The sequence below is a fragment of the Pseudomonas sp. NBRC 111124 genome, assembly GCF_001320245.1.
Classification (GTDB): Bacteria; Pseudomonadota; Gammaproteobacteria; order Pseudomonadales; family Pseudomonadaceae; genus Aquipseudomonas.
Genome location: NZ_BCBA01000066.1, coordinates 31,581 through 57,117, shown reverse-complemented (window position 1 = coordinate 57,117; position 25,537 = coordinate 31,581). Strand labels below are relative to the sequence as shown.

The 25,537-nt window shown below is 54.0% G+C and carries 29 protein-coding genes and 1 pseudogene; 15 read left to right on the top strand and 15 right to left on the bottom strand.

The window, feature by feature from the left end; all coding sequences use genetic code 11:
• Positions 1-181 precede the first annotated feature (181 nt).
• On the top strand, positions 182-889 hold the full coding sequence (locus tag APH28_RS24370; RefSeq protein ID WP_082432384.1) for a hypothetical protein: 708 nt from the start codon (positions 182-184) through the stop codon (positions 887-889).
• A gap of 208 nt (positions 890-1,097) precedes the next feature.
• Complete coding sequence (locus APH28_RS24365; protein ID WP_060513024.1) at positions 1,098-1,754, top strand: hypothetical protein; 657 nt, start codon at positions 1,098-1,100, stop codon at positions 1,752-1,754.
• Between the two features lie 131 nt (positions 1,755-1,885).
• Here APH28_RS24365 and APH28_RS28745 read toward each other — a convergent pair whose 3' ends face one another.
• Both APH28_RS28745 and APH28_RS29585 read right to left on the bottom strand, forming a co-directional pair.
• The gene (locus tag APH28_RS28745; RefSeq protein ID WP_156340939.1) at positions 1,886-2,260 is read right to left on the bottom strand and encodes a hypothetical protein; all 375 of its coding nucleotides are present in this window, start codon (positions 2,258-2,260) and stop codon (positions 1,886-1,888) included.
• 262 nt (positions 2,261-2,522) lie between these two features.
• Positions 2,523-2,869, bottom strand: a pseudogene (locus tag APH28_RS29585) (TolC family protein); the annotation flags it as partial.
• A gap of 121 nt (positions 2,870-2,990) precedes the next feature.
• Here APH28_RS29585 and APH28_RS24355 point away from each other — a divergent pair.
• A complete protein-coding gene (locus APH28_RS24355) occupies positions 2,991-4,703 on the top strand; it encodes a hypothetical protein (protein WP_060513023.1) in 1,713 nt (570 codons plus the stop codon).
• Between the two features lie 1,248 nt (positions 4,704-5,951).
• Here APH28_RS24355 and APH28_RS24345 read toward each other — a convergent pair.
• The 7 genes from APH28_RS24345 to APH28_RS24310 all read right to left on the bottom strand — a co-directional run bounded on the left by APH28_RS24345 (position 5,952) and on the right by APH28_RS24310 (position 15,272).
• The gene (locus APH28_RS24345; protein ID WP_060513021.1) at positions 5,952-7,058 is read right to left on the bottom strand and encodes a ComEC/Rec2 family competence protein; all 1,107 of its coding nucleotides are present in this window, start codon (positions 7,056-7,058) and stop codon (positions 5,952-5,954) included.
• Positions 7,051-8,109, bottom strand: coding sequence for a hypothetical protein (locus APH28_RS24340; RefSeq protein WP_060513020.1), 1,059 nt, complete (start codon positions 8,107-8,109; stop codon positions 7,051-7,053). Before APH28_RS24340 ends, APH28_RS24345 begins: the two co-directional genes overlap by 8 nt.
• Positions 8,106-9,260 (bottom strand): caspase family protein, encoded by a 1,155-nt coding sequence (locus APH28_RS24335; RefSeq protein WP_060513019.1) that lies wholly within the window; start codon positions 9,258-9,260, stop codon positions 8,106-8,108. Before APH28_RS24335 ends, APH28_RS24340 begins: the two co-directional genes overlap by 4 nt.
• Before the next feature lie 926 nt (positions 9,261-10,186).
• A complete protein-coding gene (locus tag APH28_RS24330) occupies positions 10,187-11,590 on the bottom strand; it encodes a hypothetical protein (protein WP_156340937.1) in 1,404 nt (467 codons plus the stop codon).
• Positions 11,591-11,787: 197 nt separating this feature from the next.
• Positions 11,788-12,078, bottom strand: coding sequence for a hypothetical protein (locus APH28_RS29280; protein WP_060513017.1), 291 nt, complete (start codon positions 12,076-12,078; stop codon positions 11,788-11,790).
• Complete coding sequence (locus tag APH28_RS24320) at positions 12,075-13,055, bottom strand: integrase domain-containing protein (protein ID WP_060513043.1); 981 nt, start codon at positions 13,053-13,055, stop codon at positions 12,075-12,077. The genes APH28_RS29280 and APH28_RS24320 overlap by 4 nt, the downstream gene beginning before the upstream one ends.
• Positions 13,056-13,949: 894 nt before the next feature.
• Positions 13,950-15,272, bottom strand: a complete 1,323-nt coding sequence (locus APH28_RS24310; RefSeq protein WP_060513015.1) for an integrase arm-type DNA-binding domain-containing protein — start codon at positions 15,270-15,272, stop codon at positions 13,950-13,952.
• A gap of 334 nt (positions 15,273-15,606) precedes the next feature.
• Between APH28_RS24310 and APH28_RS24305 the strand changes: the two genes are divergently transcribed.
• Entirely contained in the window at positions 15,607-16,815 is a 1,209-nt protein-coding gene (locus tag APH28_RS24305; protein WP_060513014.1) for a site-specific integrase, read from the top strand.
• On the opposite strand, the gene APH28_RS24300 is transcribed toward APH28_RS24305, so the two are convergent.
• Entirely contained in the window at positions 16,812-17,297 is a 486-nt protein-coding gene (locus APH28_RS24300; RefSeq protein ID WP_060513013.1) for a hypothetical protein, read from the bottom strand. The genes APH28_RS24305 and APH28_RS24300 overlap by 4 nt on opposite strands.
• Before the next feature lie 184 nt (positions 17,298-17,481).
• Here APH28_RS24300 and APH28_RS24295 point away from each other — a divergent pair, with 184 nt between their 5' ends.
• The 4 genes from APH28_RS24295 to APH28_RS24280 all read left to right on the top strand — a co-directional run bounded on the left by APH28_RS24295 (position 17,482) and on the right by APH28_RS24280 (position 18,867).
• On the top strand, positions 17,482-17,682 hold the full coding sequence (locus APH28_RS24295; protein ID WP_060513012.1) for a helix-turn-helix domain-containing protein: 201 nt from the start codon (positions 17,482-17,484) through the stop codon (positions 17,680-17,682).
• A complete protein-coding gene (locus APH28_RS24290) occupies positions 17,682-18,053 on the top strand; it encodes a hypothetical protein (protein WP_060513011.1) in 372 nt (123 codons plus the stop codon). The genes APH28_RS24295 and APH28_RS24290 overlap by 1 nt, the downstream gene beginning before the upstream one ends.
• An 85-nt stretch (positions 18,054-18,138) precedes the next feature.
• Positions 18,139-18,408 carry a helix-turn-helix domain-containing protein gene (locus APH28_RS24285; RefSeq protein WP_082432382.1) on the top strand — a complete coding sequence of 90 codons (270 nt, stop codon included), beginning with the start codon at positions 18,139-18,141 and terminating at the stop codon, positions 18,406-18,408.
• Between the two features lie 57 nt (positions 18,409-18,465).
• Complete coding sequence (locus APH28_RS24280; RefSeq protein WP_060513010.1) at positions 18,466-18,867, top strand: helix-turn-helix domain-containing protein; 402 nt, start codon at positions 18,466-18,468, stop codon at positions 18,865-18,867.
• A gap of 333 nt (positions 18,868-19,200) precedes the next feature.
• Here APH28_RS24280 and APH28_RS24275 read toward each other — a convergent pair whose 3' ends face one another.
• The 5 genes from APH28_RS24275 to APH28_RS24255 all read right to left on the bottom strand — a co-directional run bounded on the left by APH28_RS24275 (position 19,201) and on the right by APH28_RS24255 (position 20,944).
• A complete protein-coding gene (locus APH28_RS24275; RefSeq protein WP_060513009.1) occupies positions 19,201-19,674 on the bottom strand; it encodes a hypothetical protein in 474 nt (157 codons plus the stop codon).
• A complete protein-coding gene (locus tag APH28_RS24270; RefSeq protein ID WP_060513008.1) occupies positions 19,671-20,066 on the bottom strand; it encodes a hypothetical protein in 396 nt (131 codons plus the stop codon). The genes APH28_RS24275 and APH28_RS24270 overlap by 4 nt, the downstream gene beginning before the upstream one ends.
• Positions 20,063-20,320 (bottom strand): hypothetical protein, encoded by a 258-nt coding sequence (locus APH28_RS24265; protein WP_060513007.1) that lies wholly within the window; start codon positions 20,318-20,320, stop codon positions 20,063-20,065. Before APH28_RS24265 ends, APH28_RS24270 begins: the two co-directional genes overlap by 4 nt.
• The gene (locus APH28_RS24260; RefSeq protein ID WP_060513006.1) at positions 20,317-20,622 is read right to left on the bottom strand and encodes a hypothetical protein; all 306 of its coding nucleotides are present in this window, start codon (positions 20,620-20,622) and stop codon (positions 20,317-20,319) included. The genes APH28_RS24265 and APH28_RS24260 overlap by 4 nt, the downstream gene beginning before the upstream one ends.
• A gap of 91 nt (positions 20,623-20,713) precedes the next feature.
• Complete coding sequence (locus tag APH28_RS24255; RefSeq protein WP_060513041.1) at positions 20,714-20,944, bottom strand: hypothetical protein; 231 nt, start codon at positions 20,942-20,944, stop codon at positions 20,714-20,716.
• A gap of 1,573 nt (positions 20,945-22,517) precedes the next feature.
• Between APH28_RS24255 and APH28_RS24250 the strand changes: the two genes are divergently transcribed.
• From APH28_RS24250 to APH28_RS24220, 7 genes are read left to right on the top strand one after another with little or no spacing between them, the layout of a single operon-like run.
• Positions 22,518-22,703 (top strand): hypothetical protein, encoded by a 186-nt coding sequence (locus APH28_RS24250; protein WP_060513005.1) that lies wholly within the window; start codon positions 22,518-22,520, stop codon positions 22,701-22,703.
• Positions 22,687-23,121 (top strand): DUF5681 domain-containing protein, encoded by a 435-nt coding sequence (locus tag APH28_RS24245; protein WP_060513004.1) that lies wholly within the window; start codon positions 22,687-22,689, stop codon positions 23,119-23,121. Before APH28_RS24250 ends, APH28_RS24245 begins: the two co-directional genes overlap by 17 nt.
• Positions 23,118-23,543, top strand: coding sequence for a hypothetical protein (locus tag APH28_RS24240; protein ID WP_060513003.1), 426 nt, complete (start codon positions 23,118-23,120; stop codon positions 23,541-23,543). Before APH28_RS24245 ends, APH28_RS24240 begins: the two co-directional genes overlap by 4 nt.
• Complete coding sequence (locus APH28_RS24235) at positions 23,521-23,733, top strand: hypothetical protein (protein WP_060513002.1); 213 nt, start codon at positions 23,521-23,523, stop codon at positions 23,731-23,733. The genes APH28_RS24240 and APH28_RS24235 overlap by 23 nt, the downstream gene beginning before the upstream one ends.
• Positions 23,724-24,569 carry a hypothetical protein gene (locus tag APH28_RS24230; RefSeq protein WP_060513001.1) on the top strand — a complete coding sequence of 282 codons (846 nt, stop codon included), beginning with the start codon at positions 23,724-23,726 and terminating at the stop codon, positions 24,567-24,569. Before APH28_RS24235 ends, APH28_RS24230 begins: the two co-directional genes overlap by 10 nt.
• Positions 24,569-24,928 carry a hypothetical protein gene (locus tag APH28_RS24225; RefSeq protein ID WP_060513000.1) on the top strand — a complete coding sequence of 120 codons (360 nt, stop codon included), beginning with the start codon at positions 24,569-24,571 and terminating at the stop codon, positions 24,926-24,928. Before APH28_RS24230 ends, APH28_RS24225 begins: the two co-directional genes overlap by 1 nt.
• 3 nt (positions 24,929-24,931) lie before the next feature.
• A complete protein-coding gene (locus APH28_RS24220) occupies positions 24,932-25,531 on the top strand; it encodes a tail assembly protein (protein WP_060512999.1) in 600 nt (199 codons plus the stop codon).
• Positions 25,532-25,537 lie beyond the last annotated feature (6 nt).

The window sequence follows — 25,537 nt, the reverse complement described above, 5'->3', positions numbered from 1 at the left end:
ATCGCGCACGACCGCCCTTAGCTGATAGCTGCCGGCGCAGCATTGCGGGCACCTCCGAAGGCGCTTGCCACCTGGGTTTCGCATGGCGCGCCCTTTCTCATTGTCCGCTATCGTCGACTGAGTTAAACGTACGTCGGCGCTGATAGACTGTTTCTTTTACCTGGCAATAGGCTCGAGTGAGGTGGATATCAAAGAGTTTTGCATCGCTCATAAATTTGACATGAGCAAGTGTGAGATCGCGTTGGGCGGTGGCAGTTTTGGAATGGCTGACTTGAAGACTTCACCGGCCGAGTTCCTATCATTGGCGGAGGACGATTTTGAACGAGGCGGCTTGGCGGCTCTTGTCAACGCAACGACCAATGCGAAACGTGCCATTGTCAGCCAGCTCGATCAGTTGTTGATCTCTTTTGGCTACCAGCCACTTAGATGGAACGTGCCCAAAAAAATAGAACGTATCAGAGCGCTCGGGCTAATGGCACCAAGCTTGTTGCGCAAAGTCGTCGACATGAGAAATATTCTTGAGCATGAGTACGCAACGCCTGAGCTTGGAAAAGTTGAAGAAGCATTAGATATCGCGAGTCTCTTTGTGATGTCCGCTTCGGCTATGTTTATTCCGTTTGACGACGTCTTGGAGTTTTCACATCCTGACTCAACTGTGATGACTGGGACCGTCACACATATCACTGCGGGATTGAACCGTGAGTCTGGCAGGGTTTTCTACACAGTCTACGCGTACGAGCCTGGTGAGTATGGCGGACGTTGCGTTGGTCAATGTGAGATCGAATCAGGGCATGTCTTATTCGAAGCGATGGTGAAACTTTCTGCATCGCTGATGCTTCGATACAAGGTAAACCAGGCGCTCAGTGATTTTGAGTCCGCCTTTGCGTAACCATGAATGCTCGTTAGCTCAGGGGCTGAGCTGCGAGAGACAGCTATCGATCCAAAGTGGACGGTCAACATAGGCAGAAGCCGGCCAAGAGCAGACAACCAACTACACTTTATTGAAGATCTCGCTACAAGCAATATTTGACCCTAGCGCCGTATCTTGTTAAGCAGAATAAGTAGTTTCCTTTTTTGAGCCGACGGATGGAATATTCATGACGCAAGAGAAGCACGGAATCCAAATCTTTGATGAGAAGGGATGCCCTGTCCTAGAAATTGGACCGCATCTCGTTCGAGAGAATTCTGAGTTTGCTGAGAAAATAGGCATAATCGCCGCATCATGGGCACAGGTAGAGGTTAATTTGAATTGCCTATTCGCAGTCCTATTAGATACAACTCCCGACGAGGCCGCGAATCAGCTCAAAAAATACAGAAGCGCAGCGAGAACGGCAGTTGGAGCAAGGAAGCTCGCTGCGGAATACCTGACAGGAGCAGAGCTTGAGTCCGTCACAAAAGCTCTTAACCAACTCGATTTGGTACGATTACGACGTAATCGAGTGCAGCATGACGTATGGGCTAAGAAAGGTGACGACAATAAAACAATGTTTGCCATTCACTCGGATCAATACCTCGCTTTCACTACCAACGTTGTAGCGACAACAGAATTAGCGATCCCTGAAAGCGAAAAAAGTGAGAGGGTCATAAATCTAGCGAACGAGTTCGCAGCAACAATAACAAAAGGCCACACCATTAGAGACCTTCAAGAAATCGACCAAGAGTTGAACCTTGCAAGCAAGACTCTCATGGAGGCGATGTTCTTCCGTATATCCCAGCGCTTGAAGGAAAAAGGTGCTGCGCTCAGTCAGCGTTAAATGCTCGACGACAGTCCGCTTCTGGCCGGTGGCTGCCTGTCGCGACCGGCAGCTATGGGTCGTCAGCGGCCACGCGCGAAGGGCTGCTTTCGACCCTTTGCAGACGATCGGGCCCGTTTACAAAACGCAGTCTATTGTTCTGACCATTGGCGATTTTTAACGTATGTCCAGCCCTCGCCCCCACGTGCGAGCGTGAAGCCTCGAGCCCCAATCTCGATTAATAGACGCCTACATTCTTCAGGCTCGGCACCTGTGACTCTAGAAAGAGTCTCAAGTGAGCGTCCTTCTGGGAAATTGGAGTTATCAAGCATTTGTCTTAGCAGGGTTTTTCTTAGATTGTCCAGAGAGTTAGCTCTACGATTTTGATACCAATGGAACACAAGGTTTCCCGCTATTGACAGAACAGAGCCAACTACTACACCAATAAAGCCAACAAGTGCCGCCCAGAACTGTGCGTCGCTTGCAATTTTTAGTGCAGCTTCCTGTGCAATTTGTTGGTCGAGCATACACACTGATCCTTAGTCTTCGGAATAGACGTGTCCGAATATAAGCGAAAAGTCATCATGCCGCCTATCCCTTGGATAGTCGTTGCACTTTTAGATCTGTCGCATGCCAACTACAATCCGGTCGCCCATGAATTCCTTGACCTCTTGGACTGCTCTTCTTATTTAAAAAGCCAACAAGGTGAAGGGCCGCATCTGGCCGATTTCTGCCCTTCGCCAATGGTTCGGGTTCAGAGCGCTCATCCACGACCGGCACCTATCGACCCTCAGCGGACAGCGCCAGCAAGGTTTCATGACTACGCGTCACCGCCCGTTGCAGGCGTTGGTACTCCGCCAGGTAGCTTCGAGCTGCGCGGGGTGATCACGCAATGCCGCTTCCTATTCGTCCTCCAATTGCCGCACTTGGGCCTGCGAGCGGCGATCATTGGGTCCTGCCGCGACCCGCCGTAACGGGAAACTGACCTGCAGGCTGACCATGTTGCTGAGTTCAGGACTGCGGCGTTGGTAATCAACTTGCCAGCCCCAATTTGACTTTTTCTCGGCGATGGCCTGCTGCACCTGAGCTTGGGCTTCACGGGTCATGGCCCCGTAGGCGGCCAGCTCCGGATGAGCGAATTACAGGCTTATTTGGAATCGTCCTCAAACGAATGTGCACCAGGGCGTGAGGTAGCTGTCATATCGCGGCCATGATGGCATACTGACTTCATCTGGGCTGAGTAGAAGGAGCTGGGGGATGAGTTTTTTCAAGGGAAAGTTTGAGTCCCTGTCCAATATGGTCTCGGACGCCGTAGCTACCGGCAAAGAAGCATTGAGCGAAGCGAAAGATAAAAGTGTTGAATATTCTCAGAAGATGTCTGAAAGTGCTGCCGAGGCATATTCGTCGACTAGACAGTCCCTGTCTGAAGTTGTAGAGACCGCTTCTAGTAGTGCGCTTGTTGTTGCTACAAAAGAAAAAGTTACTCTGGTGTCGGACGGGACAGTAGCGGTATACGAAACGGCTAGTTTTAATATCGGTCTGGCCTACAAAAGTTCAAGCGAAGCATTTGGCTCTTACATTGGCTTGAGCTCAGAAAGGGTCTCGTCCTACTTTAAAAGATCAATTGAGGTGGACAAAGATACCGATCAAATAATTGCTGAGATCCAAGGCCGGCTTCCTGCACGGCCAAAAGATGTTGATCATATTTTTGAACAAACTAAACAGGAAGCTTTGCGCAGGGCTATCTCGTCGTTTTGTCTGGTTCCCCTAGTATCCGGCTTAGATGAGCGTAACGAGGAGAAATACTCTGATCTGTCTGTTGAGTACAAAGATCATCCAGCACCTCATCGATTGACTGCCCACATAAACTTCATGGAGCTGAAGAAGCAAAGGGATAGTGCAAAGGTTGCCTGGGCAATGCTGGAGAATGGTTACGATACCAGTCGCCACAATACTTTATTTCCCACAGAGGCGGATATCGAACATATCATTCCAAAGAAGGCCATATACGACGATCTGATTCTTCGGATTGCAAATAACGATAAGGGTATCGTCGATGCAATGAACTTCAAGCAGAACCTTATGTTTGCGGATGAGTCGTTCAATGGATCTAAAGGTGATACGGATCTCCTACAGTATATAAAGCAGAACGGGACGCCTGATCCAAGTGACCCAGATAAAATAGATTTTGTAATCGGTGTGCATAAGAAGTCAGTGCGAATTAGTAAAAGTGATGCAGAGGAAAAGTACGAGGCAGCACAAAAAGAACTTGCGGCCATCAGGCGTGAGGCGATGAAAGAAATTGGGTTTAGTGTTGCTAATGCTGGTGCTCGCATGGCGGCTCAGCAGGTAGTTGGAGTAATAGTTGGGGAAACAGTCGATATATTTGTAGATGAGATTAAGGATATTACTCAGCGGGGCCTCATTACGGATAAGCAGGGGGTGCTGGACGGCTTAGAAGAGCGTAGCGCAAATTTGTATTCAAAGCTAAGTTTGCGCTTTGAAGAGCGAAAGCTCGTGGAGCAGGCTAGAGCCGCTGGCGTGGAAGGCGGGATTGCCGGCGTTCTTAGTGCGATCCCTCATATACTGATATCTATGCTTGTGAAGTTGCCAGCGCTTGTTCTCTCGATTATTCGTGAGTGTACACTTTCAACTGTCCGATGCGTGAGAGTTCTATTAAGTAATGCGGAGGACAAGTATGATAAAGTTTCCGTTGTGTTGTTCGGCGCTGCGAGTACTGTCATAGGTCTATATGTTGCAAATTTCCTCTCTAAGGCGCTGGTATCAGTGCCGCTGCTCAATTTATTCAATCACTCTGTAGCTGATGTATTAACGGGTGTTCTTGTGACAGCTGTGCCTCTGGCTGCCATTTATGTTTTTGATCAGAACAAAACTAAGTTTATTTTTACAAAAAAAGATGAACATCTAAGTCCGGATGAAGATCCAGAGCCTATCTTGTCACCAGCATGAACAGGGAATGTCTCTTGTGGTGTGGAATGAGTAAAACACCATAAGAGACATTTGAATGTCCGTATCAACTAGAACGCTGCGCTGCCAAAAATATTACGATGATCGAGAGTTAATCAGGGCTGTCCGAGGCGGCACCGAGACCCTTCGAGCCGCAGGAACGAAATACCTACCCAAGGAGCCAGGTGAGTCAGCAGGGTCATACCGCAGGCGCCTTGCCCGACCGTTCCTCACAAACTACACCGACAAAACGGCCTAAACCCTGGCGACCAAGCCGTTCACGCGCCCCATTGTCGTCACAAGCGAGTGTTACCAGAAGTTGGCCGATGAGTACGTCAAGGCAGTCGATGGCAAGGGCACAAGCCGAGTGGCTTCTGTCGTGACTCCTATGCCACGACGGACTTGTTCGGCCACACCAAAGAAATCACTCAGGTGGAACCAGACCTTCTGACTCCTGACAGCATTGACATGCTGATCCATGAAGTGAAGCAGGAAAGAACTAGCTTTGGAAAGCTGAAGTCGAGCATTACCCTGGACAAGCTCGCGCAGGTGAGTGAAGGTTCTGCAGAGCCTGCAAAGGACTTGATCTTGAAGCTGAGCGCGGAGCTTGCTGACCTGCAGCGAGATGGCGGTCTAACAGGTCTGAAATTTACTGGGAGCGTCGCACAGGAAGCCCGTGCTCCAGTTGCTCGACGAAGCCCCCGAGGTGCCAGGGAAGCTATAATGCCAAGCGGGCGTGCCAGTCTGCGAGAGTTCTTAGGCGTAGCAAAGCGTCATCCTCACTTCACTCCCCATATCCTTCAATGAACGCGATGTTGGCTGGTCACGATTAATAACCCTATGCAACTTCCAGGTAACGCCATGCTTGTCAAAGCAGGGGAAGTTATTTGCTTGTATTCGGGCATAATTGAGAGCTATGCACGAGAGGGCCCCTTTGTAGCAAGTTTGGTTTCGACTTTGATGCTTTTATTGCGTAGGCAGTGGTCCCTTGCACCAAAACATGGGAGGTTTCAAGCTTGTTGGGGGGAATGCCAAATTTGCTTCTCCAAGCCGGCCTAGTTACCAAGCTCCCGAGTAGGAGCATCTACTTGGGAGCAATGGCAGAAGTCGAAATTGGGGAAAAAGGGGCGATTGGGGAAGTGATTAGCCTTCCAACGGCTGAAGCAGGTCACATAACTGGATAAACAAGTCGACAAAGGTGTGCGAAAATTGTCGTACATCATTCGCAAAATTCATTCCCATTACTAGCTCTTACAGGGGGTTAGGTGGGCCGTAGGTCAGTGTAAGCCCATTATCGCTGTCACCGTAGCTCGTAACGTAGTCGAATTGCTTACGCCACGCTTCATTATCCCATCTCTCATTTATCTCGCTCTGGATGTTGAAGCCGATACGTGCCGGGCGTGCAGCGCTGTGATAGATTAGCCTTGCTACTGCCTCATCATCAGGGTGTCGAAAACGATTGCCGTCTGTTGAAATGATCCAGTGATCGCACACAACGCTCTGAACTAACTCGCAGGAGACATTTTTGCTGCTGCCATGATGAGGAAGTTTGAATGCATCCAGTTTCATAGGCTCCGTTGCATTAATGCTTTGGATTGCTTCCACTAAGTCTGATGCAAAAGCATCTCCGCTAAGTAATACCCGGCTACCTTCATATTCAATCAGCAATGCAATACTGCTACCGTTTGCTCGACTGTTGTCTGATTTGGTTCGCTTGTTGGCGAGTTTTATTAGGCTTAAGGTGTCTGTCAATGTGAGTTGCTTAGATGCGCCTAAGGCCTCAAGTTCGCAATCTTCATAGTCTTCTTTGTCATTGTATTTGGCAAGCGCCTCCCGCCATTCTTTTTGCCAAGTCGGTAGCAGCTGCTTGAGGCGCTGTTGCGTAGGCCCTAACACCGTAACCTTCAGTCCGTCCGCTAACTCTACCACCGGGGCCGCTTGGTTAGGATCTCTGCATACCGGCCTGCCACCAAATTGCAAATTCCATGGTTTGTCTTTGAGCCACTCACTTAGCTTTTCACCTTGCACTGCACCCAATTTCTCAAGCGGACCGGAACTAGTGGTGTATTCGAGATGAGCTAAGCCATTGAACCAAAAATCTTTTACAGACATGCCTGGAATAGGGGCACTGTCAACCAGTGCTGAAAGTACGCCATTGATGTGATCGCAATCAATGTGGGTGATGACTACAAGCTCAAAATTTCGCCTGTCTTCAGGAAGGGCTTCTAGCCGCTTACGTAGCGAAAGTCCTGTTTTCGCCGTTCCCATATCGACCAGTATTTGGAAGGCCAAATCCTGTCCCCATCGTAGCCAGATCGAATCACCTTCACGAGCCGGGAGGAATTGAATCTCAAGCATTGCTATTGTCCGTGAAGGTTTTGCACAGGTAAATTGAACTCCAATCTACTTCGGGTGCTATTTTGGCAATGTTCGTTAGCGCTTTTTTGCAAAGGGCACTGTTCTCAGTCTCGGGTGCGTAACGAAGCAGGCTCATCAGTATGGAGAATGATTCGGTGTAAAGAATTCGCTCCTGGCTTGCCTCGTAAGCCAATTGAATGGCCCTTTCGCGCTCGCATGGTTTCGCCATCAAGATGCTGGAAAGTAATATTTTGGCGTCAGGTAGCCAGGAAAATTGAGCGATGATTTGTTCTAACTGACTCTGGTACAAACCAAGCCTTCCAGCTTTTTTTAGTACGAGCGCAGCTAGTATGGCACCAGTGGGATCTACATATCTTTTCATTAAGGTCGTGACTGCGCTGCCTGCAAGCCTTGCGGCAGAGCCGATCTGCCCAGAAATGAACATGCTTTCCAAGGCTGCCGATAAACTTCTGCTTTGGGAGATATTTATCTGCAACTTTTTGTTAGGGTACTGAGTGGACGTTTTAATATGGCACGTAACGGAAAGATGGTGGTCGCCGGCGCTAATTGGAAGGCTTACGTCGTATACATCCTCACCTTTTTGAATGATAGCATATGCTACCTGCTCCATTTCTTCCCGGTGACGGACGATCCAAAAACCATTTTCAGGGTAGATTGTAACATTTCGACTGGCACGAACTAACTTGACATCTTCGGTCGGACTTTCAAGGCTCTGTAGTTTTTCAGCTGACATAAAGCTGAAAGCTAATGCTGGAGCCGCTGGCTGGACAGACAAATTTGGCTTGAGCGAAACATTAGCGGTCTTTGATTCGGTAACTTCCACCGTATGTTTCTGTCGATTTCCATCTTCAAGTACGGCGCTCACTTCGTAGATTCCTACGGGAAGGTCAAAAAGACGCTGATTGGGTGAAGACTCAATCAATACGAGCTCGTCATTCCTAATTTCGATTGGGGTAGCCGTTCCACCATAGTTGACCTTTGAAAAAACATCAACCTTTAGCTGTCCATATTTTGTGCTCTCGGAGATCATTGTAAAGGTAGCTCCATCTCGCTAGCAGGTGGCTCAATGCTATAGGGATCCATTCGAATGTCTGGCGGTGAAGCTGTAGTTACCTTGACTAAATATAACCCAGCGCGAACCTTTGTTTTGGTAGGCCAGCTTGTTAACGTGTGGCCTATTTTATTTCCTCTGAAACTGAGTTCGGCTGAGTAGTTGCTTGGGTTCTTGGTTTGACAAATGGTAACAGTGAGATCTACGTTGGGAGGAGAAAGGCATTCATGGAGGCAGGAGTTTATAACCCGGCCAGTAACATCGACTTTTTGTAATCTTCCATGTGCGGTGGCCAAAATTTCGACAGCGGATGGTAGATACTCTATAAGGCTCGTAGTGGATACGCGCCATGTTGGGTCGTTTGGCTTGTCTGTTTTTGCAGCGTAACCTTCCTTTAGTCCTACCATCAATGCTTCATTAAAGAGCGTGACTTTATTAGGCCTGCCGTAGGCGGTTTGACCACTGGAGGAGGACAAAAACATGGGCGAGGTATTAGTCGGCTCGCCTCGGTTTATATCTAGCTCGAATATTCCGCCTAGTTTGTCGTAGTCTTCGGTGTCTGGTGCTAGACCCCGGCACAAGTCCAAGAACCAGAACTGCGTATTTGCGTTACCCTCATAATTCATCGCTTTATGGATCGCGGTCATGTCAACCGCACCGGCATATTTGCTACGTTTGTGGCTCGGGCTTCCGAAGTCGCTCAGCAGTAATACGGCACCTTCGTTCGTAAACTGAACGCCATGTCCAGCGACATAAATAATTGCCATGTTCTCGGAATGGCTCTCGGTAGCATTCATGAAGTCGAGAATGGCTTGTTCAACGTTCGCACGGGTTGGTGCGTGATCGCCTTTCATCAGGCTCTGAACCGCAGGGTGGATGACTTCACCCGGCGCTGGTGCAAGGAGCACCCTCAGGCTGCGCAAAGGAAGCTCAGGCATATTGTGGCCGTCCAAGAGCCAGCCCGCGAACTCCGACGCCGAACGGGCGCCAGACGATAGCTGCTTTAATCCTAGATGTGCGTTATCGGGGTTTACGTCGTCACCGCCTTCCAGGAACTGGTAAGCGCTGATGCCGATCACCAGGGCGTGGGTGCCAGGCTCCGTCAGATCCTCAGGTATTAACAACGGCATGTGGAAGCTCACTCATCCTTAGATGCCACAAACCCCCATCATATCAAACAGCTAGCATCATTAGGAGTTGCTTCCACGCACCCTCGCTGCAGTTGGCTTCCGCTGAACCAGGAGGGCCTCAGGGAGCGTTACGAGTCTGGGCGCGCTCCGCCATCTCCGAGAAGCTCATAAGTAGCAAACCTAGGGCAGCCAGGAAGCTAGCAACCCAGCCGGTCGAGGCACCAGTCGGCGGCGATAGGGAGACGATGCGGTTGGCGAGCGTGCCTGTAGATGCCAGTTGGGGATGCGGCGCGAAGTAACAAGCCAGAGATTCAACTCGGATCGACGATCTCTGGACGGTCTATTGCACATAGCGCGGTAGCATCTGGCAAGGCTAGGTTTTTAATTTCTCTAGCTCTGAGCAGCCATAGAGGTTGCCTTCAGTCAACCCGCTATATCCGGGTGGTCGGAAATGGTCAGGCTCCATTCTTCGTTAGCGTCCAGCGAACTCACCTTCCGAACTCCCGCTTCAAGGGCGATGGTGTCCGCGTACTTTTAAGCGGACGCGATCGCCCTTATCGCCAGGATTTCCATGCGCACAACCTAAGCAATTGTGCAGCCCTATCATTCAGAGGGGCGGTTTTGGGCCAAATGCAAACCTTGGCGAGGGTCTGCTTTGGGTCCAGGCTGTGTGAAAACGTTCGACTGGATCCGGTTGGTTAGAAAACGACCAGTATTCCGCGCTCCTGCGCGAAATCTGTGTTAGCTGAATAACCAAGCCATTACAGATTTCACGTACGCTCGCGCTCTTCAGCGATCCGTTTGCGTTTTCACACAGCCTGGATCGAAAGCAGTCGTCCGCGACAGACCATTATCGACCGAAAGCAGACGTTCTGGTATGGATGCCTGAACCACAGGCAGTTCTTCATTAACAGCATTTCCTAAACCTAGGTTGATTCACTAGATATCCGGGAGGCAAGCGCGATTCTCGCTGCCTCGTAAAAGCATACCTTTGTCCGATCGTTCGTAAGCTGAAACTCCCAAGGCTTGGTGTCACAAGCCTCAGGAAAATTGGCGTTAGTTTGAATTTCACATGCTCTACTGAAGGGGCATCGGGTTTCTGGGATATCAGCTGTGGGGACGATTGCGTTAATTGTAAAGTGCTGCTGCACATAATGAACTGCTGCTTGAAGGACGCTGAATGCTTGCAGCTTTTCATCTGACTCGTCAGCGATACTACCTTTCAAGCCTATCCAAGAAATGACGCTCGCTGAACCTGGCTTTTCTTGGCAGACTTGTCGCTCGAGTATGTTCAATGATTTCCTAAGAAAATCTTCCGCTGTCATTTTGGACTGAATAAAAACCCCTTCCACGATTGGGGATTTCTGGCGATTTTCGAGAGACTTTTTAATGAGCTTGCAGTAGATTTCTACGCCAGTAGACAGCGTCTTGGATTGGGATAGAATTTTCGATATAGCCGGAAGTTGATCTTCAATTATGCCATTCGCATATTTTTTGAAGTGGCAAAGTGCCTGGTTTAAATAGTTCGAAAAACCACTCCTTAGACCTTCTTGGAGCTCCATTCTTACCACGCTACAAGCTTTGACCAAACCTTCAGATGGTGAATGGTCAAGCAGTGCGAAAGTGCCTAGAACTATGCGTTCTTCAGCCGTGCTTGGTTGACCGATGAGGAAATCTATCAGAGGGCGGAAGGTTAAATAAGGATAGCTGGGAGTTTGGTGATCCAAAAAGTCATCAGGTATGCCTGCATGTCGCCTGATCTCGCGCTCAATCTCGTACGCTACGCCCTCGGATATGAAGTCAAGACCGGGCTGTATCTCAATATCCAGTGAGTGGTCGTCTGAAAAAACTGCTCTAGATTTGATAGTAAATACGTTTACCTTGGCCACGATTTCGGACGAATGAGTAACTTCGTGAATAGCTAAAGTTGGCTGTTTGAAATCCCAAGACCTCACAGATGGCCAGGAATAGCCCTTGGGTATACCTCGAGTTACTCCTCTCATGACATTCATAACCTTGAATGCGGAGATTACATCGTCGTCAACTGCCGACTCACTAGACACCAATATCCGAGCATTTCTATCAGCATTTTTTATGAACGGATGTATGAGCCAAAAGCTGCTCACCAAAGACATCGCTCCTGCGTTCGTAGAGAGGTTGTGCAGGTGATGTGTGTATTCGTGAGCATGCAGCGCTACCGCGCCGGGAAGGGGATCGCCATATTCTGGCTCCAGATCACCTTCTGAGCTTATCCGTGTGAATAGTGCGTTGGGGCGGTAGGTGCCCATGTTTCCCGCTTGGAGAGTTTCCTGGATGTGGTGTTTAGACATTGGTCGTCCTAATGCTGATCTATACAAGTATATCGGCATCCGGCGGACATTGATGAGTGTGAGATGCTCCAACCCCTCGAACTGAGGCGCAGATAGTAGGTACCAACGCCCAGTTCGCAAAGTGAATGGCTGCTATTGGCCGATAGCTGCCCCTCGCGACCGTCCGCTATGGGTCGAAAGCGGTCAGTCGCGACTATCTATCTGATCTTAGTTTGGCATTTGAGGATCCACGGCTTTTCTAAACGACGAACTAGCAGCCGCACCGTCAGCAGGTAGTAATATCGAGTTACCTTGCATCGCCTCGCTAGTCGGTGGTCGAGAAACCAAACAACATGCTTTCTCTGCCAAGCCCACGGTAACTCTCGCTGCCAACGCTGTGCGATTTCTGCTTGGATGATCTTCGCCTGACGTACATGGCGTTGCCGGGTTGCGTGCGAGCCGCTCAGAACGCCAGCCAAGAACAGGTCCATGTCAAAGCGCTTGCTCATAACCGTCCTCCAATGTATGCAGCGACCACGTCGATACGACCGTGCCCCAGCTCATAGCTAATTTGCCTCCGGGCCTCGCGATCAAGGCGCTCAGCTACTTGGAAGCATTTACCGCCGTTGACAGGCGCGCGGTGATGGGTGATTTGCTGATAGCGCTCACAAGCGTAGGCCGCTCGTAGTTCGTGGAAGCCTTTGAGGTTGTGGCCATGCAGGATGTCCCGCGCAGGACGGAGGATTTCCTGCAGAAAATTCCGGCAGCTTTCGTTTGGCGCAATCAGGTTGTGGCTACCCGTAGGCGACACCTGCCGTGCAAACTCAAGTGCACTTCGAACATGGTCATCCACTGCAATCCAACGGGGCGCCGAGGCGCCGGCGCGGCCGCCTTTGGTGCCATCCTGAATGTTAATCCTACCTAGATTGCTAGCCTCACGGCTCAACCGTGGCAGGTCAGCCAAGATGGCCTCACGCAAGCGCATACCGGTGGCTCGCGCCAACAGAACAATCGCGGCAGCCCGCAGCTGATGACGGCTGCAAAGCGCATCGACGATCTGCTTAACCTGTTCGCGGTCTTGGCCTTGCGGCACCAATTGGCGAACCCCTGTGCGCTGCATGCCCAGAGCTTTGCTCGGGCTGGACAATTTCACGCACTGATCACCGCGAAGCGCTGCCATGGTCCTGTTAACACTGGATAGCCGATTTTGTGCGGTGCTGACGGCGAGGTCACCGCGCCTAACCACGTCGCGCAGATACGCCGCATAGTCCGCCAATACCTTCCGATCAATCTGCCGCGCATTATTGATACCGGGCCCTTTTTCGGAGCGGCACCACTTCACGAATGCCTGCCACCGATCACAGTGCGCCTTGACCGTGCCGTAATGGCCACCGCCAAACATGTCTTTCAACGCCTGGGGTCCTGCGTAGCTCAATTGCCTGCCATAGCCGAAATTACGACCATCGCGTCTACCCACCAGTGCCATGTCGGTCACCTCATCGTCCGTTCTCCGATCCTCGCCCCACGTCATCCCGCCAAGAATGCTGAGTGTTATCAGGGATCAAGGCCCCTGCGACCTGTGGGGAGTGTCCTCTACGCGGGACTGGCGGCTCCTTACGACCGGGAGCAAGGGCATCTCATGATCTGGCCTCCTGAACACCGTTACCGGTGGGCGGGTGGAGGCAGCACTGGCTGACGAGACCAGCGCCTGAAGATCCTGAGCCATGTGCAAGCAGCAATGCGATGACCGGGGCATGCCTGACTGTCAGTCAGGTGCAGTCCATTCCCTGGTCTGCGGCACCATCATCTACATGGCTGTTGCTGGTGACATCGGCGTTTGTCACGCCGATTGTCACGAGGGGGAATGCCGCAAAGCCATGTGCGATCAGGGCTGCAGCAGTTGTAGAAGTGCCCGTCTCTTTTCAGGAAAAGAGACGGGCACCAGTTGGCGCAAGATTCGGCCAAGCGGATAGGTTGCTGCAGGGCAGCGAGGTACGGTGTATCTGGCGCACGAGCGCTATATGTGTAAGAGCATCCATCACATGGGTAGTGACCGGGAGAGCTGCCGGACGCGAATCGCCCTTGGGGAGAACCACCGCGAGAGCGGCGTGACCTTGAAGGCTCGGGTCACCTGGGTGCTGTCAACGACAGCCTTTGCACTGTCTTTTCTACGCCCGCAATCCGAGAGGGTCAAGCGACTCGCCCGCGGGATTTTGCGGTTTAAAATGGCATTAGGCGTGTACGGAATCCGGTGGTTTCCAGTAGCCGATTGGGTGCTTTTGATTTTTTAGGTGAGGTCCATCCAAACAGGGCGGCTTTGCAGCCCTGTTTGGATGGACCCGCATGGAAAGCGGATTACCGAAATATCAAAGCCGTGCGCTTACTCGACTGCGCCACGCCTCGCTCTTAGGCTAGAAACGTTTGCCCCGGTCTGATTCGCGAACTCATGCGGCGAGATATGCTCCTGCCGGTTCGCGTCGAGATAACGGCTCCACCAGCTCATGATCATTCGCCGCTCCTCCAGGAACTCGGCCTTGTGGATATACGCCGCCCGAACGTTGTTGCGCTCCCTGTGGCTCATCTGCCGCTCAATAGCAGTCTCTGACCACAGCCCGGATTCGACCAAGGCACTGCACGCCATCGACCGGAAGCCATGCCCGCAGATTTCTGTCTTGGTGTCGTAGCCCATGTTCCGCAAAGCGCTGTTGACGGTGTTCTCGGACATAGGCTTCCACGAGCGAGCGTCACTGGTGAACACCAGATCAAAGTACCCCGTGATCGCATGAATCTTTTCGAGCAATGCCACTGCTTGCGGTGAAAGCGGGACAAGGTGGATGTCGCCCGCCATCTTCGTTCCTCTGGTTGAATACGGGACGCCATCCAATGCGGGCCGTGTGTCAGGTATCTCCCAGATACCGCGCTTCAGGTCGAACTCACTCCAACGTGCGAAGCGCAATTCGCTGGAGCGTACGAACACATGCAGCGACAGCATGACTGTCAGCCGAGTAAGCGTGCGTCCCTTGTAGTTCTCGATGCGATCCATCAACTCAGGCAGACGTGACAGTGGGAGTGCAGGCCGGTGCGTAACCCGTGGCGCGCTGATGAAGCTCTCAAGATCATATGCAGGGTTCACCGTGATCAGCCGCTGCCGCTTAGCCTCACGCATGATGCTCTGTAGGTAGTTTTGCACCCTCAAGGCCACATCGATAGTGCCGCGTTTTTTGATCTCTTCCAGCGGCTGCATAAGGTCGAAGGTATCCAGATCAACGATGGCGCGTGCGCCGAGCAGCGGGAATACGTGAGTCTTTAAGCGACTCAACACAGTCCTAGAATGGCCCGGCGCCCACTTCACGGACATTTCCTTATGCCAGTCCAAGGCAACACGTTCGAATGTGTGGCCTCTGACAACCGCCTCGGCCTTGGCCTGCTGCTTGGACGCAATCGGATCAATGCCTTCAGCCAGCATCCGCTTGGTCTCCAGACGCTTCTGCCGAGCATCTGCGAGGCCAATAACGGGATAGTTGCCAAACGAGGTCAGCCCCTCTCGCCCATCCGGTTTCACATACCGGAAGCGCCAGCCCTTGCGGCCATTGGGGTAAACAAGGAGGTAAAGACCGTCACCGTCGAAAAGCTTGTATGGGAGGTCAGTAGGCTTGGCCGAGCGGCATGCGGTGTCGGTCAGGGGAGCAGTAGTACGAGCCATAAGGGTAAACCCCTTTATCGAATCGACTTTATCCCAAACGTTACCCCTAAATCGGCTGGCAGCTGTCGGAGTCCGACGGAACGCCATAACGAAAAAAACCGCCAGAAGGCGGGTTTTACGGGGGTTCCAGAGATTTTGGTAGCCTTCGCTGGAACCTGAACTGGTGCCGGAGACAGGAATCGAACCTGCGACCTTCGCGTTACGAGTGCGTTATGACACCCAGCAATTACGGGTCAAGCCCAGCATTCATTGGGATATATCGTCCAGTTGAGTCCGCCGAGACAGGTCCGTATAGTGTTTTTTGCTGTCACCCTGCTGTCACGGACGCCGCCCGATGAAAACCAAGATTACCGCCAAAGTCCTCTCCAGCATCCAGCCCCAGGAGAAGGCCTACCGCATCCACGACACAGCTCAACCAGGCCTGTCGATCAGGGTTCTACCCAGCGGCCACGCCAGCTATATGGTGACCTGGGGCCGCAACCAGGCCGCCACCCTGGGCCGGGTTGGAATGATGACCTTGGACCAGGCGCGCACCGAGGCTGCTCGATGGCTTGCTGAGGCCCACGCCCACGGCACACCGCTGGTGGCAGCTAAAAGCAAGCGCCGGGCAGCTCACACTCTTCAGAGCTACCTGGAGGAAAGCTACTACCCGTGGCTGGAAACCCACCACAAGGCCCACCAGAAGACACGGCACGCCATAGAGTACAGTTTCGGCGCACTGATGCGTAAACCTCTGACAGACATCACCCAGCGCGATCTAGAGGCTATGCGGGTGAAGTGGTTGGCTGCCGGGCTGAAGGATGCCACCGCCAACAGGAAGCTGGCAGCTCTCCGCGGGGCGCTGTCCAAGGCAGTCGAGTGGGGCGCCCTTGAGCAGCACCCGATGACCAAACTCAAACCTATGCGGCTCGACACCCGCGCCCGGGTTCGATTCCTATCCTCGGAAGAGGAACGGCGACTGCGCCAGGCTCTGGAGGATAGGGAAGAACGTATCAGGGGCGAACGTGACAGCGCCAACCGTTGGCGCCGGGAACGGAAGAAAGAAGAGCTGCCAGACTTGAGGGCCAGGAAGTTTGCCGACCATCTGAAGCCTATGGCGATCATCAGCCTGAACACCGGCCTGCGCAGAGGCGAACTTTTTAACCTAACTTGGGCTGATATTGATTTTGCACAAAAGACTTTGACCGTAGCTGGTGAGGGTGCAAAGTCAGATCAGACTAGGCATATCCCGCTTAATAAGGAAACGCTGCAAGTAATCAAAGAGTGGAAGTCCCAGTCTAACGGCCTCCCCCTGCTCTTCCCAAGTCAAACTGGCGGCGTGATGGATAATGTCAAAAAGTCCTGGGACGGGGTATTGAAGGAGGCGAAAGTCAGCTCATTCCGCTGGCACGATTTGCGCCACACCTTCGCGTCTAAGTTGGCCATGAAGGGCGTGCCGCTGAATACGATCAGGGATCTGCTGGGGCACGCCGACCTCAAGATGACGCTGCGCTACGCCCACCTTGCTCCGGATAGCAAAGCGGCTGCCGTAGAGCTCATCTAGAAAGGAATGAAGTCCATATCCTTCATGGGAACAATCGTAGCACTGGTTTTATGCTTGGCTACGTGATCGATAATTTTCTCCCAGTTATCGGTCACGAGAAACATTGACAGTCGGTCCTGATCAGTGGAGAAGCTTCCATCGTGGAAAGTAATCCAAAAAAATGAACTTGCCTTGATCGTCTCCCAAACTCTCAACTCATCGTAGGTAAGTGCCTCTGGCATATGAAAAGCCATATTAACCAAACGAACCGACTCATCAGTCGACCATATTTTGTCTAAGGCAGAGGCAAGGCTTGTTCCATCGAAATCGATGCTCTGCTGAGCAATCGCTTGCGAAATTGACCACTCAATAACCGCTGTAAGGGAGCGTTTCTGAAGTCGCCCCATTATATCTAGGGCAAACTTTATTTTAGGGTCAATTCGAATCCCTACGCTAACCGTCGTGCTGGTCTCGCCAGTGCGCTTGCTTGTCTTAGTCGCCATTCCCCACCTAGGCCTTGTCGATTTTGGTCAGATCAGCTGACCTTATGACCATAGCTTGCGTGACGCGAAATTCCATGTCAATCCAAGCGAATTTACAATCGTCTAGCATTTGCTTGCACGTTAGAATTCAGCGATGTAGCCTAGCGATACCTGGCATCAGCCAGATGTAACCTTGGAGACGGGTATGGAACAAGCACAACTGGTAGCCCCCCTTTCGGTAGGCGTTGAGGAAGCAGGTCGCATCCTCGGGATTTCCCGATCGGCCACTTATGAGTTCATCGCCAAGGGCGAAATCAAAACGTTCAAGATCGGGCGCCGCCGCCTGGCCCTCATGTCGGAGCTGAAGACGTTCATTGAGCGCGCAGCAAAGGAAGGTGGTCGGTAATGGCTCGGAACAAGGACGCGCCAGAGCTGACGCTTGTGAGGGGTGGTGCCGAGCCAGTGTTAGAGGCACTGGCCCAACGTGCCGCAAAGCAATCTGGAGACGGCTCACAGCGCCTCGATTCTACCCACCGGCCCGCACTGGGCGCCACTCCCTACAGACCCACCTATGACGACTTGCGCGAAGCCGTAGACGAAGCCCACGCAATGCTCAGCCTTTTGGCTACGGGTATGCGAATGATCGCCAGCGGCTACGGCAGCGATCAGGAAGTCATGAAGTTGGCAGGCTCGACGGCGAAGGCTGCTGCTACCAGCCAACATTACCTGGGAAGTCTGCTTGAGGGGATTGCGGCGACTGATGGCCGCGGGGCGTAGCGAAGGGATGGATACGAGGAGAGAGAAATTGCCCAGGCAGTGCACCACCACCACCTGGGCCTGACCCCTACTGAAAGGAGCCAATATGACGGCTGAAACTATCGCAGATGCTGATCTGCCTGACAACCATTCCACCCGCGCCCAGGCCTCACGGATGATCGCCGCGCTGCGCAAGGGCCCTGTGTCGTCCATTGAGGCGGCTCAATCGCTGGATATCGTTCACCCTCCCTCCACAATCCGCCATCTGCGGCGGCAGGGCTGGGGCATCCTGACAAGGTGGTGCTACCAAGCTGCAGCGCCAGGCCGGCGCCCACATCGGGTAGGGCTGTACGTCCTGCATAAGGAAATCGACTAAGGCAGCAGCCGGGGGCGCGAAATTTCGCATCCCCGGCGCCCTGGTGTGAGTCGCCGAATGGCAAGAAAGAAACAGTACAAGGTCGACTTCGGGGGGCGGGTATTCGCCCTTCCCCATCGGCTGCTCGTGCACCCCGCTTTCGACAATCTGAGCCCCAAGGCGGTTACCGTCCTGATCAAGCTTGGGCGGCACTACAACGGGCGCAACAATGGCGACCTGGCGTGCACTGTCGAGATGATGGCCGAGGGCCGCAAAATGGATGCCAAAACGCTCGCATCTGCGCTGCAGGAGCTGATTGATGCCGGTCTGATCATCCGCACCCGCACCTACAGGAAGGGTGGCCGTGAGCCTGGTATGGCGCAGTGCGCGCTGTATGCGCTCGCCTGGGCGTACATCGACGAATGCCCCGGGAAAAACCTCGAAGTGGCACCAGGTCCGGCACCTTTCAAGTTCACCTGATTTCGATTTTTTCGGTGGGAGTTTTTCCGCCATCGACTGGGAATTTTTCCCATACGGCTTTCCGGTTACGTCCGGTTGTGTAGATGCCCTTAGGGCCGACTGGGATTTTTTCCTAGTTACTCACCGGTTTTACTGGCTTTGCGGGGATCAAGTGAACGGAAAAAATCCCAGTCTTTATAATTTACCACCCCCAGGGGTATTTAATACGCGCATCGCAGGGCCATTCGAGGCGACGCGATGGAGCAGATCTGCGCCATTTGACCCGCAACGAAAAGGGCACCACCCCGGATCAGGGTAGTGCCCACTTCGACTTCACTTTGCTCAGCTGAAATATCAGCCCAGATCCCGGAACTCCTGCGAGTAGGCGCCCGGGTCAAGCCACACGTTCGTGTTGTCGATGAGCTGCTGCTCAGACAGCCGATCGAGGTCGGAGCCAAGCCTCACCGCAGCCTGCTCAAGCCAGCGCGACAATTCGCCCAAGAAGCCAGCACGCTGACCATTGAGCGCGGTCTGCTCCTCCTTCGTTGCCGGCTGCTTCAGTGCCATTGAATAGAGCATCGATCCCAGCAGTGACGAGCTAAGCGAGAACTGATTGCCGCGCTCGTCTCGTAGGTACTTCAGGTAGATGTGAGCGATGGACTTGCCCGCCTCGACGCCTCCCAAGAAGGTACCGGTCATTGGGATGTCCCAGCAGCTCTCTTGTTTACCGTGATCCTTGCCAACGAATGGCAGCCGCCCCCAGGAACCTGACTTCTTCGGATGAGCACGCAGGCGCTTGTTCTTGGCTCTTGCTGAAACACGGCTCATGTGAAGTCCTCCAGGTCGAATGGCTGGCCACCTTGAGCAATATGCCTCAAGCCAATCATCGCCAATGCTGCCAAGCCTTCGGAAAACCCGAACTCGACCCCGTTGCTGGGACGCCAGGTCGGACTATTGAGGGCAAATCGAATCGCGTCGAAAGCCTCCTGCTCGCTCACGGACGAAAGCTTTGCCAGTTCATCCATCATCCTCAGGCCGAGATTTCGACCGATCCCCCATTGGTTGATCTGATCCGGCACCTCCAATGGCGACCAGTTGCAAATCCTGGGATGGTCAGGGTATTCGGGATCACGATACCTGCTGGTAAAGCTCAGATCGTCCCTGCTCATCTTCGGCGCCTTGCCCTTCTTCGGCTTGCGCACTTGCTTGCCGGCGCTCACTGGTCACCCCCTTCCGCGTCGACACTCTCCAGGTCGTGGGCCATCTGCATGACGGCCGCTCCCACCACGCCGCTGACCAGTTCGGCTGACAGGTCGCTGAGCAGCAGCTCGTAAGCAGCCTGATAGATGATCTGGCACAAAATGGCCTCGATCGGGATAGCGGTTGCTTCGGCTCGCTGACAAACCAGTTTGTAGGTGGCGTCGAACAGATCACTGTTTCCGCTGAGGTCGGGAATGGCGGCTGCCTGACTCATTGCTCACCCCCTTCACCCTCTAGACTGGCTTCGAGCCGAGCACATACACCACAAAGGATGTTCGCCCGGTCTACGGCCAGATAGTTACCAATACTGGCCAGGTCCTTGATGACGCCCATTGAAGTTGGCCGGGCTTCCTCAGCCTCTCGCATGATCGCCCACATGAGCGACCCGAACCACTCGAAGTGCCCCATGTCGGCCTGCAGGTCCCACAAGGCGCTCTGGCCCGTAGCTTTGAGATCAGAAAGCTGCTCTGCGGCTTTGAGTTGTGGCGTGCTGCTGGTATCTTGTTTACGTTGCATGACGTGTGCCTCATAGCGTCGTCGTGTGATAGGCCCTCCCGGTGTTGCTGCACCGGGTTGGCCACCTTCAAATGTGGGGGAATCCCACCCTTTACTGCTTGCCTTTCTCGTTCAGCCACCCGATTGCCCAGCTGATGGGGTCTTTGCTCCCCTGGGGCTTGAGTGGCTTACCGTCTAGCGCCGCCTGGCGCCCTTCCTGCTCCGTTTCAGTGTGAATCCATATGCTGGTGTGCTTAAACCCGTCTGCGAGCTTGCGGGCCTTGTATTCCTTCTGCCGCTCTGTGCTCGTCTTAGGCATCGAGGGCTGCTTTTCCTTGGTCATCTCCAACCTCGTTTGTACTAACGTTAGGCCATAATGGATCACCGTTAGTACAAACGCAAGCAGCAGGGTGAAATTATTTTGCAGCCCCGATGAACGGATAACGCCGGCAGCGTTACCAGGGGCCAAATCGACTCTTCCTCAAATTGAGGATGTATCCAGAACTGGATGGACCGGGCGGTATGTCCAAAGCTGGACGGATCTCTGCGGGAGCGGGCCGGCGAGATGTGAGCAAAGCTGCTCACAATGCCCAGGTGGCCAGTTTGGGGAAAACCAGCAACCAAGGACGCGGGAAAACAGCAGGCTTGTGGCAAAGGTGTCTCCGAGACGGAGATGCCCTGAAATCTGAGGGCATTGCCAGGCCGGGAGGTGTGCTCAGATCTGAGCGCATCGGGATGTGCCCGCCTGGCTCCCGGTCACCCGATCTGGTCATTACTACCGGAAATACATGTTTCCGCGACCAATGACCGCCATTCACCCGGCACGAAACTACCAATATCGATCGACTCAACTGATTCTGGTCATCTCGGTGAGTGAGCCCGTTTAGTCTCAGTGAGGTGATTTGGTCTCTGAGCGCTCCACTGTGTGGAAAACGCCACACTGTGTAGGAATCGACACACTGGAGATCGGCTGAGCCTCCAGCCGATGCCCTTTCGCGACCATCTCGTAAAAGGCCTGGGCGGGAATTCCCGCTTTGGCTAAGCCGTGATTCCGGCTTGGCTCGCCAACTTCTGGATTTGAAGTCCGAACAAGCCGAGACAGACCAGATCGTCTGATTCGGACCTGCAGGCCTGACAGCAGGCCGGAGCAGGTAATTGTGATCGTGGCTCACTTTTGAGCCACGAGGTCATCGAAGTGCGACCCCCTTTCAATTCTGCTGCCGGGCAGAGTTGCCCAAGGTGTAGGGATAAGCCCATTCCCTCGAAGTGAGAAAATCCCACATCGCTGCAGCCAGGCCGGATGGTGCACTAGATTCCGGTTTTTTCCGGCATCTAGCCCAGCCCCCAATGGATGTGGGTCAGATTTGAAATCGCCCGCCCTGAACCGCCTGTGTGCTCCCCCGCTGGGGGAACATCCCCCAATGGGGAAAGTTGGGAGGGGTGAACGATTCGTTCACCTGGTGGCCGGGGTGTCCTCAAAAATGAGGAGCCGGTAACTACCCAGCAATTGGGGTTGTTTCTCACCACTGGTGGAACACCTCGAAACTGCCGGCATTCTGGTAATTCGTGCGCCACGAAACCGAACCTCCTCATTTTGTGGCGCGAGGTTTCCACCAGCGGTGCGGACCTGTGTCACCACCTGGGTGATGCTGAGACAGCAACTCCTTACTACGAAACCTTCGTAGTTTCCTCGCCTCCTGCGCCACTTCCCTTGCAAGTCATGCGAGAGACGTATCACTTAGGGTCAACGCAACTAAGTGCAACGAAAATAGCCATCCGGAACGCCTGAAATCTAGGCCTATTCGTCCCGTTGTGTCCCGTTGCGTGTAGCACCTGGGGTGCACCCATAAAACACTGGTTATGCGCTCAGATCAGCCCTAATGTGAGTTCTCAAAGTCTCTATTTGAGGACCCCATATGACTACGCCTACGAAGCTGCGCGGCCAGCAGGTACGGCCCACCAAGGCAGAGATTTCCGCCGCCTGGACGCGCCTTCGCACTGCCGCTGAGCAGGGCCACATCGAAGCAAACGCACTGCTGATCGCCCTTGCCGAGAACAAGCCGGCCTTCTCGATGGAGGGCGGTCTTGCACGAGTCGGTTAATCAGCCAGAGCGCAGTGCTCGCGGGCAGTTCAAGCCAGGCCATTCCGGCAACCCTGGCGGGCGCTCGGGCCAAACGCAAGCCATCCGCGCGAAGCTCGCAGAGGGCGCAGAGGCGGTGACCAAGAAGGTCATGGCCGCAGCCAAGAAGGGCGATATGCAGGCGTGCCGGTTGATCCTTGAACGCCTGGTGCCGCCAATCAAAGCCACCTCTGAGCCCGTGCTGTTCGACCTGGATGACTCCGACCTGCCCAGCGCGGCGAAATCCATCCTGCGGGCCATCGCTTCCGGCGAGTTGCCGCCGGATCAAGGGCGGCACCTGATCGAAGCCCTCAGCTCCGTTGCCAAGGTGATTGAAGTCGAGGAGCTGCAGAAAGCCGTCGAAGAGCTGCGGGAGCAGATCGAGGAGATGCAGCGATGAATGCGCGCAGCCTTCGTTCCGAGGTGAAACGCCTGGCAGCAATCATTGGAGCAGATGAGGAGCCGGTACACCTGGTGACGCTGACTGTTGTGGACGCATCCGCCGGGCAGATGGATTTCCCTGACAACACGGGCCACGTCCTGGCATATCGCGTCCAGGGGCGTCCCGCATCGTTCTTCTTCCCCTTCTCGGCGATAAGCAGCGCTCAGGCAGAGGAACTAGCCCTGGCGATTGTCCAGCACGCCCGAAAGACCGAGCGGCTGGGTCGCAGGAGCCCGGCCGGCCTTCTCGATATGACATTCCCCTCACCTAGAGCGGTTACGGCCGAACAGCTCCCGGCAGGCGTCTCCATTCCCGATTACGCGGCCGCCCTCTATCAACAAGCCATCGAGGCACGCCATGAGTACACGGAAGCGCATTGATGGCCTGCGCAGGCAGGTCTCTACCCTGAGCGAGGACCAGACCGTGATGGAGATCAGCAAGATCATGGATGAGCTAAGCGCGGCGGCCGCCGGCGGAAGCGGCGCCAAGACAAACGACCTAGCAACCCTGTTCTCCGAACTGGAGGCAGAGCAGAAAACCACCCAAAAAGGGATCGAACCATGCAACTGAATCACGCTGTAGGCACCCTCACCCGCATCGGCGACGCGAGCGCCTTCGTAAACGACTTCGTCCAGTACCAAGGTCAGAACCTGCCAGGCACCAAGTGGGCGCTCTGGCCGAACGTAGGCCCACTTATGCGCCTGCAGAACTTGATCATGGATCAGCACGAGGCCGCGCTCGCCAAGGCTCAGCGAATCCGCGAGAACGTCGATCTGACCACTGCTGCCAAAGCCCGTCAGTCGCTCGACGCTTACACCCTCTTCGCCGACGCTGCAAAAGCGGCTCTTCCCAGCATCGCAGAGACAGCGATCAACCTTCACACCTTCGCGTCTACCCACCTGTTGCCAGTCCAGCCCCTTGCCGCGACTGATGCGGCGGGCGCCGCGATGGACGCCGAATGCAGAGCCTATGTCTATGACCTGAACTCCAAAGAGCGATCTGAGCTGATGAGCGAGATTCGCCTGGGTCGTGAACAACGCATCACCGCAGCCATCCTGCGCGGCCCCGCTCGCCTCAGCGGATTCACCAGCCAACAGCTGATTCAGCTCGGCGCGGCCGGCATTGCAGTCCATCACGCTGATGCCGTGCTGACGCTGGGCCGCCTGGCGGGTGGTATGCGCGACCTGTTGCACATGGTCCAGACCCTGGGCCATGACGTAATCCGGGCCGGGGTCGAGCTTGACAGCAAGACGGCAGAGATCGGTTTCCTGACTAAGGTGAGCCAGGGCCTGGTGGACCTGATCGAGTGGCTCAAGCCGATTCCGCTGGAACTGCCAAGCAACACCCCTCTTCCGCCTGAGATGGCTGACCGGATGAAGCACCAGACCTCTGGGGAGACGGCCTGATGAGCTACAAAGATCGATTCAGCGAGGCGTGCAAGAGCACAGACTTTGAAGAGCACCCAACAATGGTGGCCGGTTACAAGGTCTGGAACGTGTCCGACATTGTGAAGGGCGGGCGTAAGGACTTCGATGGCCCGTACTTCACCGAGGAAGAGGCGAAGATCGCAGAGGAGCTTTGGCAAGCAACACCAGAGCGCAAATGCGCTCGTGCCGAAGTGACCTTTCACTGCGCAGCCTGGAATCCGAACCCCCTGTATGAAAAGGCCATCCGAGAGGATGCGATGGCTGCTCGCATGATCCTTGCCGAACTGATCGGTGTCGACACCCCCAAACCAAGCGCGGCCGGCGCATCGAGGGCTTAACCCATGGCAGCTACAGCAGCTCACTACACCCCAAAGACCAAAATTCGCCTACTAGGCTTTCTTCGGAAAAAATACTTCAAGAAGCAGTGTTTTCTGTTGGACCGGGGCGACACGAGGGAAGCGGTAAAAGCGATCGACGTGAACTATCCGGGCTTCGCCCAAGATGTGGCCGATGCTGAAAGTCGAGGGCTGCGGTTCGCGATTTTCAAAAATGGCAAAAACATCGGGCAGGATGAACTAGACCTGGGTGGCGCTCGGGAGCTTTGGTTCGTGCCTGTGATCCAGGGCAGCAAACGGGCAGGAGTTCTGCAAACCATCATCGGGGTAGCGCTGATCGTCGCGTCGTTTTTTGTCGCGCCAGGGTCTCAGCCGGCCGTCCTTGCCGCAGGTATTGGATCAACAGCGGGTGGCGTAATTCAAATGCTTAGCCCGCAGGCTGGTGGCCTCTCTCAGAGCGGAGCACCGGAAAACCTTCCTAGTTACGCGTTCGGCAGCGCCAAAAACACCACCGCCAGCGGCAACCCTGTCCCTATCTGCATCGGAGAGCGGCGCTGGGGCGGGGCAGTTATCTCCGCCTCGGTTCGCGCAGAAGACAAGACGTAAGTCGGG

What these genes read in the sequence shown, in the direction of transcription:
- APH28_RS24230 (WP_060513001.1), top strand. Translation starts at nt 23,724, where the DNA reads ATGCAACTGAATCACGCTGTAGGCACCCTCACCCGCATCGGCGACGCG.
- APH28_RS24335 (WP_060513019.1), bottom strand. Translation starts at nt 9,260, where the DNA reads ATGCCGTTGTTAATACCTGAGGATCTGACGGAGCCTGGCACCCACGCC.
- APH28_RS24275 (WP_060513009.1), bottom strand. Translation starts at nt 19,674, where the DNA reads ATGAGCCGTGTTTCAGCAAGAGCCAAGAACAAGCGCCTGCGTGCTCAT.
- APH28_RS24305 (WP_060513014.1), top strand. Translation starts at nt 15,607, where the DNA reads ATGAAAACCAAGATTACCGCCAAAGTCCTCTCCAGCATCCAGCCCCAG.
- APH28_RS24345 (WP_060513021.1), bottom strand. Translation starts at nt 7,058, where the DNA reads ATGCTTGAGATTCAATTCCTCCCGGCTCGTGAAGGTGATTCGATCTGG.
- APH28_RS24220 (WP_060512999.1), top strand. Translation starts at nt 24,932, where the DNA reads ATGGCAGCTACAGCAGCTCACTACACCCCAAAGACCAAAATTCGCCTA.
- APH28_RS24225 (WP_060513000.1), top strand. Translation starts at nt 24,569, where the DNA reads ATGAGCTACAAAGATCGATTCAGCGAGGCGTGCAAGAGCACAGACTTT.
- APH28_RS24355 (WP_060513023.1), top strand. Translation starts at nt 2,991, where the DNA reads ATGAGTTTTTTCAAGGGAAAGTTTGAGTCCCTGTCCAATATGGTCTCG.
- APH28_RS24285 (WP_082432382.1), top strand. Translation starts at nt 18,139, where the DNA reads ATGACGGCTGAAACTATCGCAGATGCTGATCTGCCTGACAACCATTCC.
- APH28_RS24330 (WP_156340937.1), bottom strand. Translation starts at nt 11,590, where the DNA reads ATGTCTAAACACCACATCCAGGAAACTCTCCAAGCGGGAAACATGGGC.
- APH28_RS24280 (WP_060513010.1), top strand. Translation starts at nt 18,466, where the DNA reads ATGGCAAGAAAGAAACAGTACAAGGTCGACTTCGGGGGGCGGGTATTC.
- APH28_RS24340 (WP_060513020.1), bottom strand. Translation starts at nt 8,109, where the DNA reads ATGATCTCCGAGAGCACAAAATATGGACAGCTAAAGGTTGATGTTTTT.
- APH28_RS24265 (WP_060513007.1), bottom strand. Translation starts at nt 20,320, where the DNA reads ATGAGTCAGGCAGCCGCCATTCCCGACCTCAGCGGAAACAGTGATCTG.
- APH28_RS24260 (WP_060513006.1), bottom strand. Translation starts at nt 20,622, where the DNA reads ATGCAACGTAAACAAGATACCAGCAGCACGCCACAACTCAAAGCCGCA.
- APH28_RS24320 (WP_060513043.1), bottom strand. Translation starts at nt 13,055, where the DNA reads ATGGCACTGGTGGGTAGACGCGATGGTCGTAATTTCGGCTATGGCAGG.
- APH28_RS24300 (WP_060513013.1), bottom strand. Translation starts at nt 17,297, where the DNA reads ATGGCGACTAAGACAAGCAAGCGCACTGGCGAGACCAGCACGACGGTT.
- APH28_RS28745 (WP_156340939.1), bottom strand. Translation starts at nt 2,260, where the DNA reads ATGCTCGACCAACAAATTGCACAGGAAGCTGCACTAAAAATTGCAAGC.
- APH28_RS24365 (WP_060513024.1), top strand. Translation starts at nt 1,098, where the DNA reads ATGACGCAAGAGAAGCACGGAATCCAAATCTTTGATGAGAAGGGATGC.
- APH28_RS24290 (WP_060513011.1), top strand. Translation starts at nt 17,682, where the DNA reads ATGGCTCGGAACAAGGACGCGCCAGAGCTGACGCTTGTGAGGGGTGGT.
- APH28_RS24250 (WP_060513005.1), top strand. Translation starts at nt 22,518, where the DNA reads ATGACTACGCCTACGAAGCTGCGCGGCCAGCAGGTACGGCCCACCAAG.
- APH28_RS29280 (WP_060513017.1), bottom strand. Translation starts at nt 12,078, where the DNA reads ATGAGCAAGCGCTTTGACATGGACCTGTTCTTGGCTGGCGTTCTGAGC.
- APH28_RS24295 (WP_060513012.1), top strand. Translation starts at nt 17,482, where the DNA reads ATGGAACAAGCACAACTGGTAGCCCCCCTTTCGGTAGGCGTTGAGGAA.
- APH28_RS24235 (WP_060513002.1), top strand. Translation starts at nt 23,521, where the DNA reads ATGAGTACACGGAAGCGCATTGATGGCCTGCGCAGGCAGGTCTCTACC.
- APH28_RS24310 (WP_060513015.1), bottom strand. Translation starts at nt 15,272, where the DNA reads ATGGCTCGTACTACTGCTCCCCTGACCGACACCGCATGCCGCTCGGCC.
- APH28_RS24255 (WP_060513041.1), bottom strand. Translation starts at nt 20,944, where the DNA reads ATGACCAAGGAAAAGCAGCCCTCGATGCCTAAGACGAGCACAGAGCGG.
- APH28_RS24240 (WP_060513003.1), top strand. Translation starts at nt 23,118, where the DNA reads ATGAATGCGCGCAGCCTTCGTTCCGAGGTGAAACGCCTGGCAGCAATC.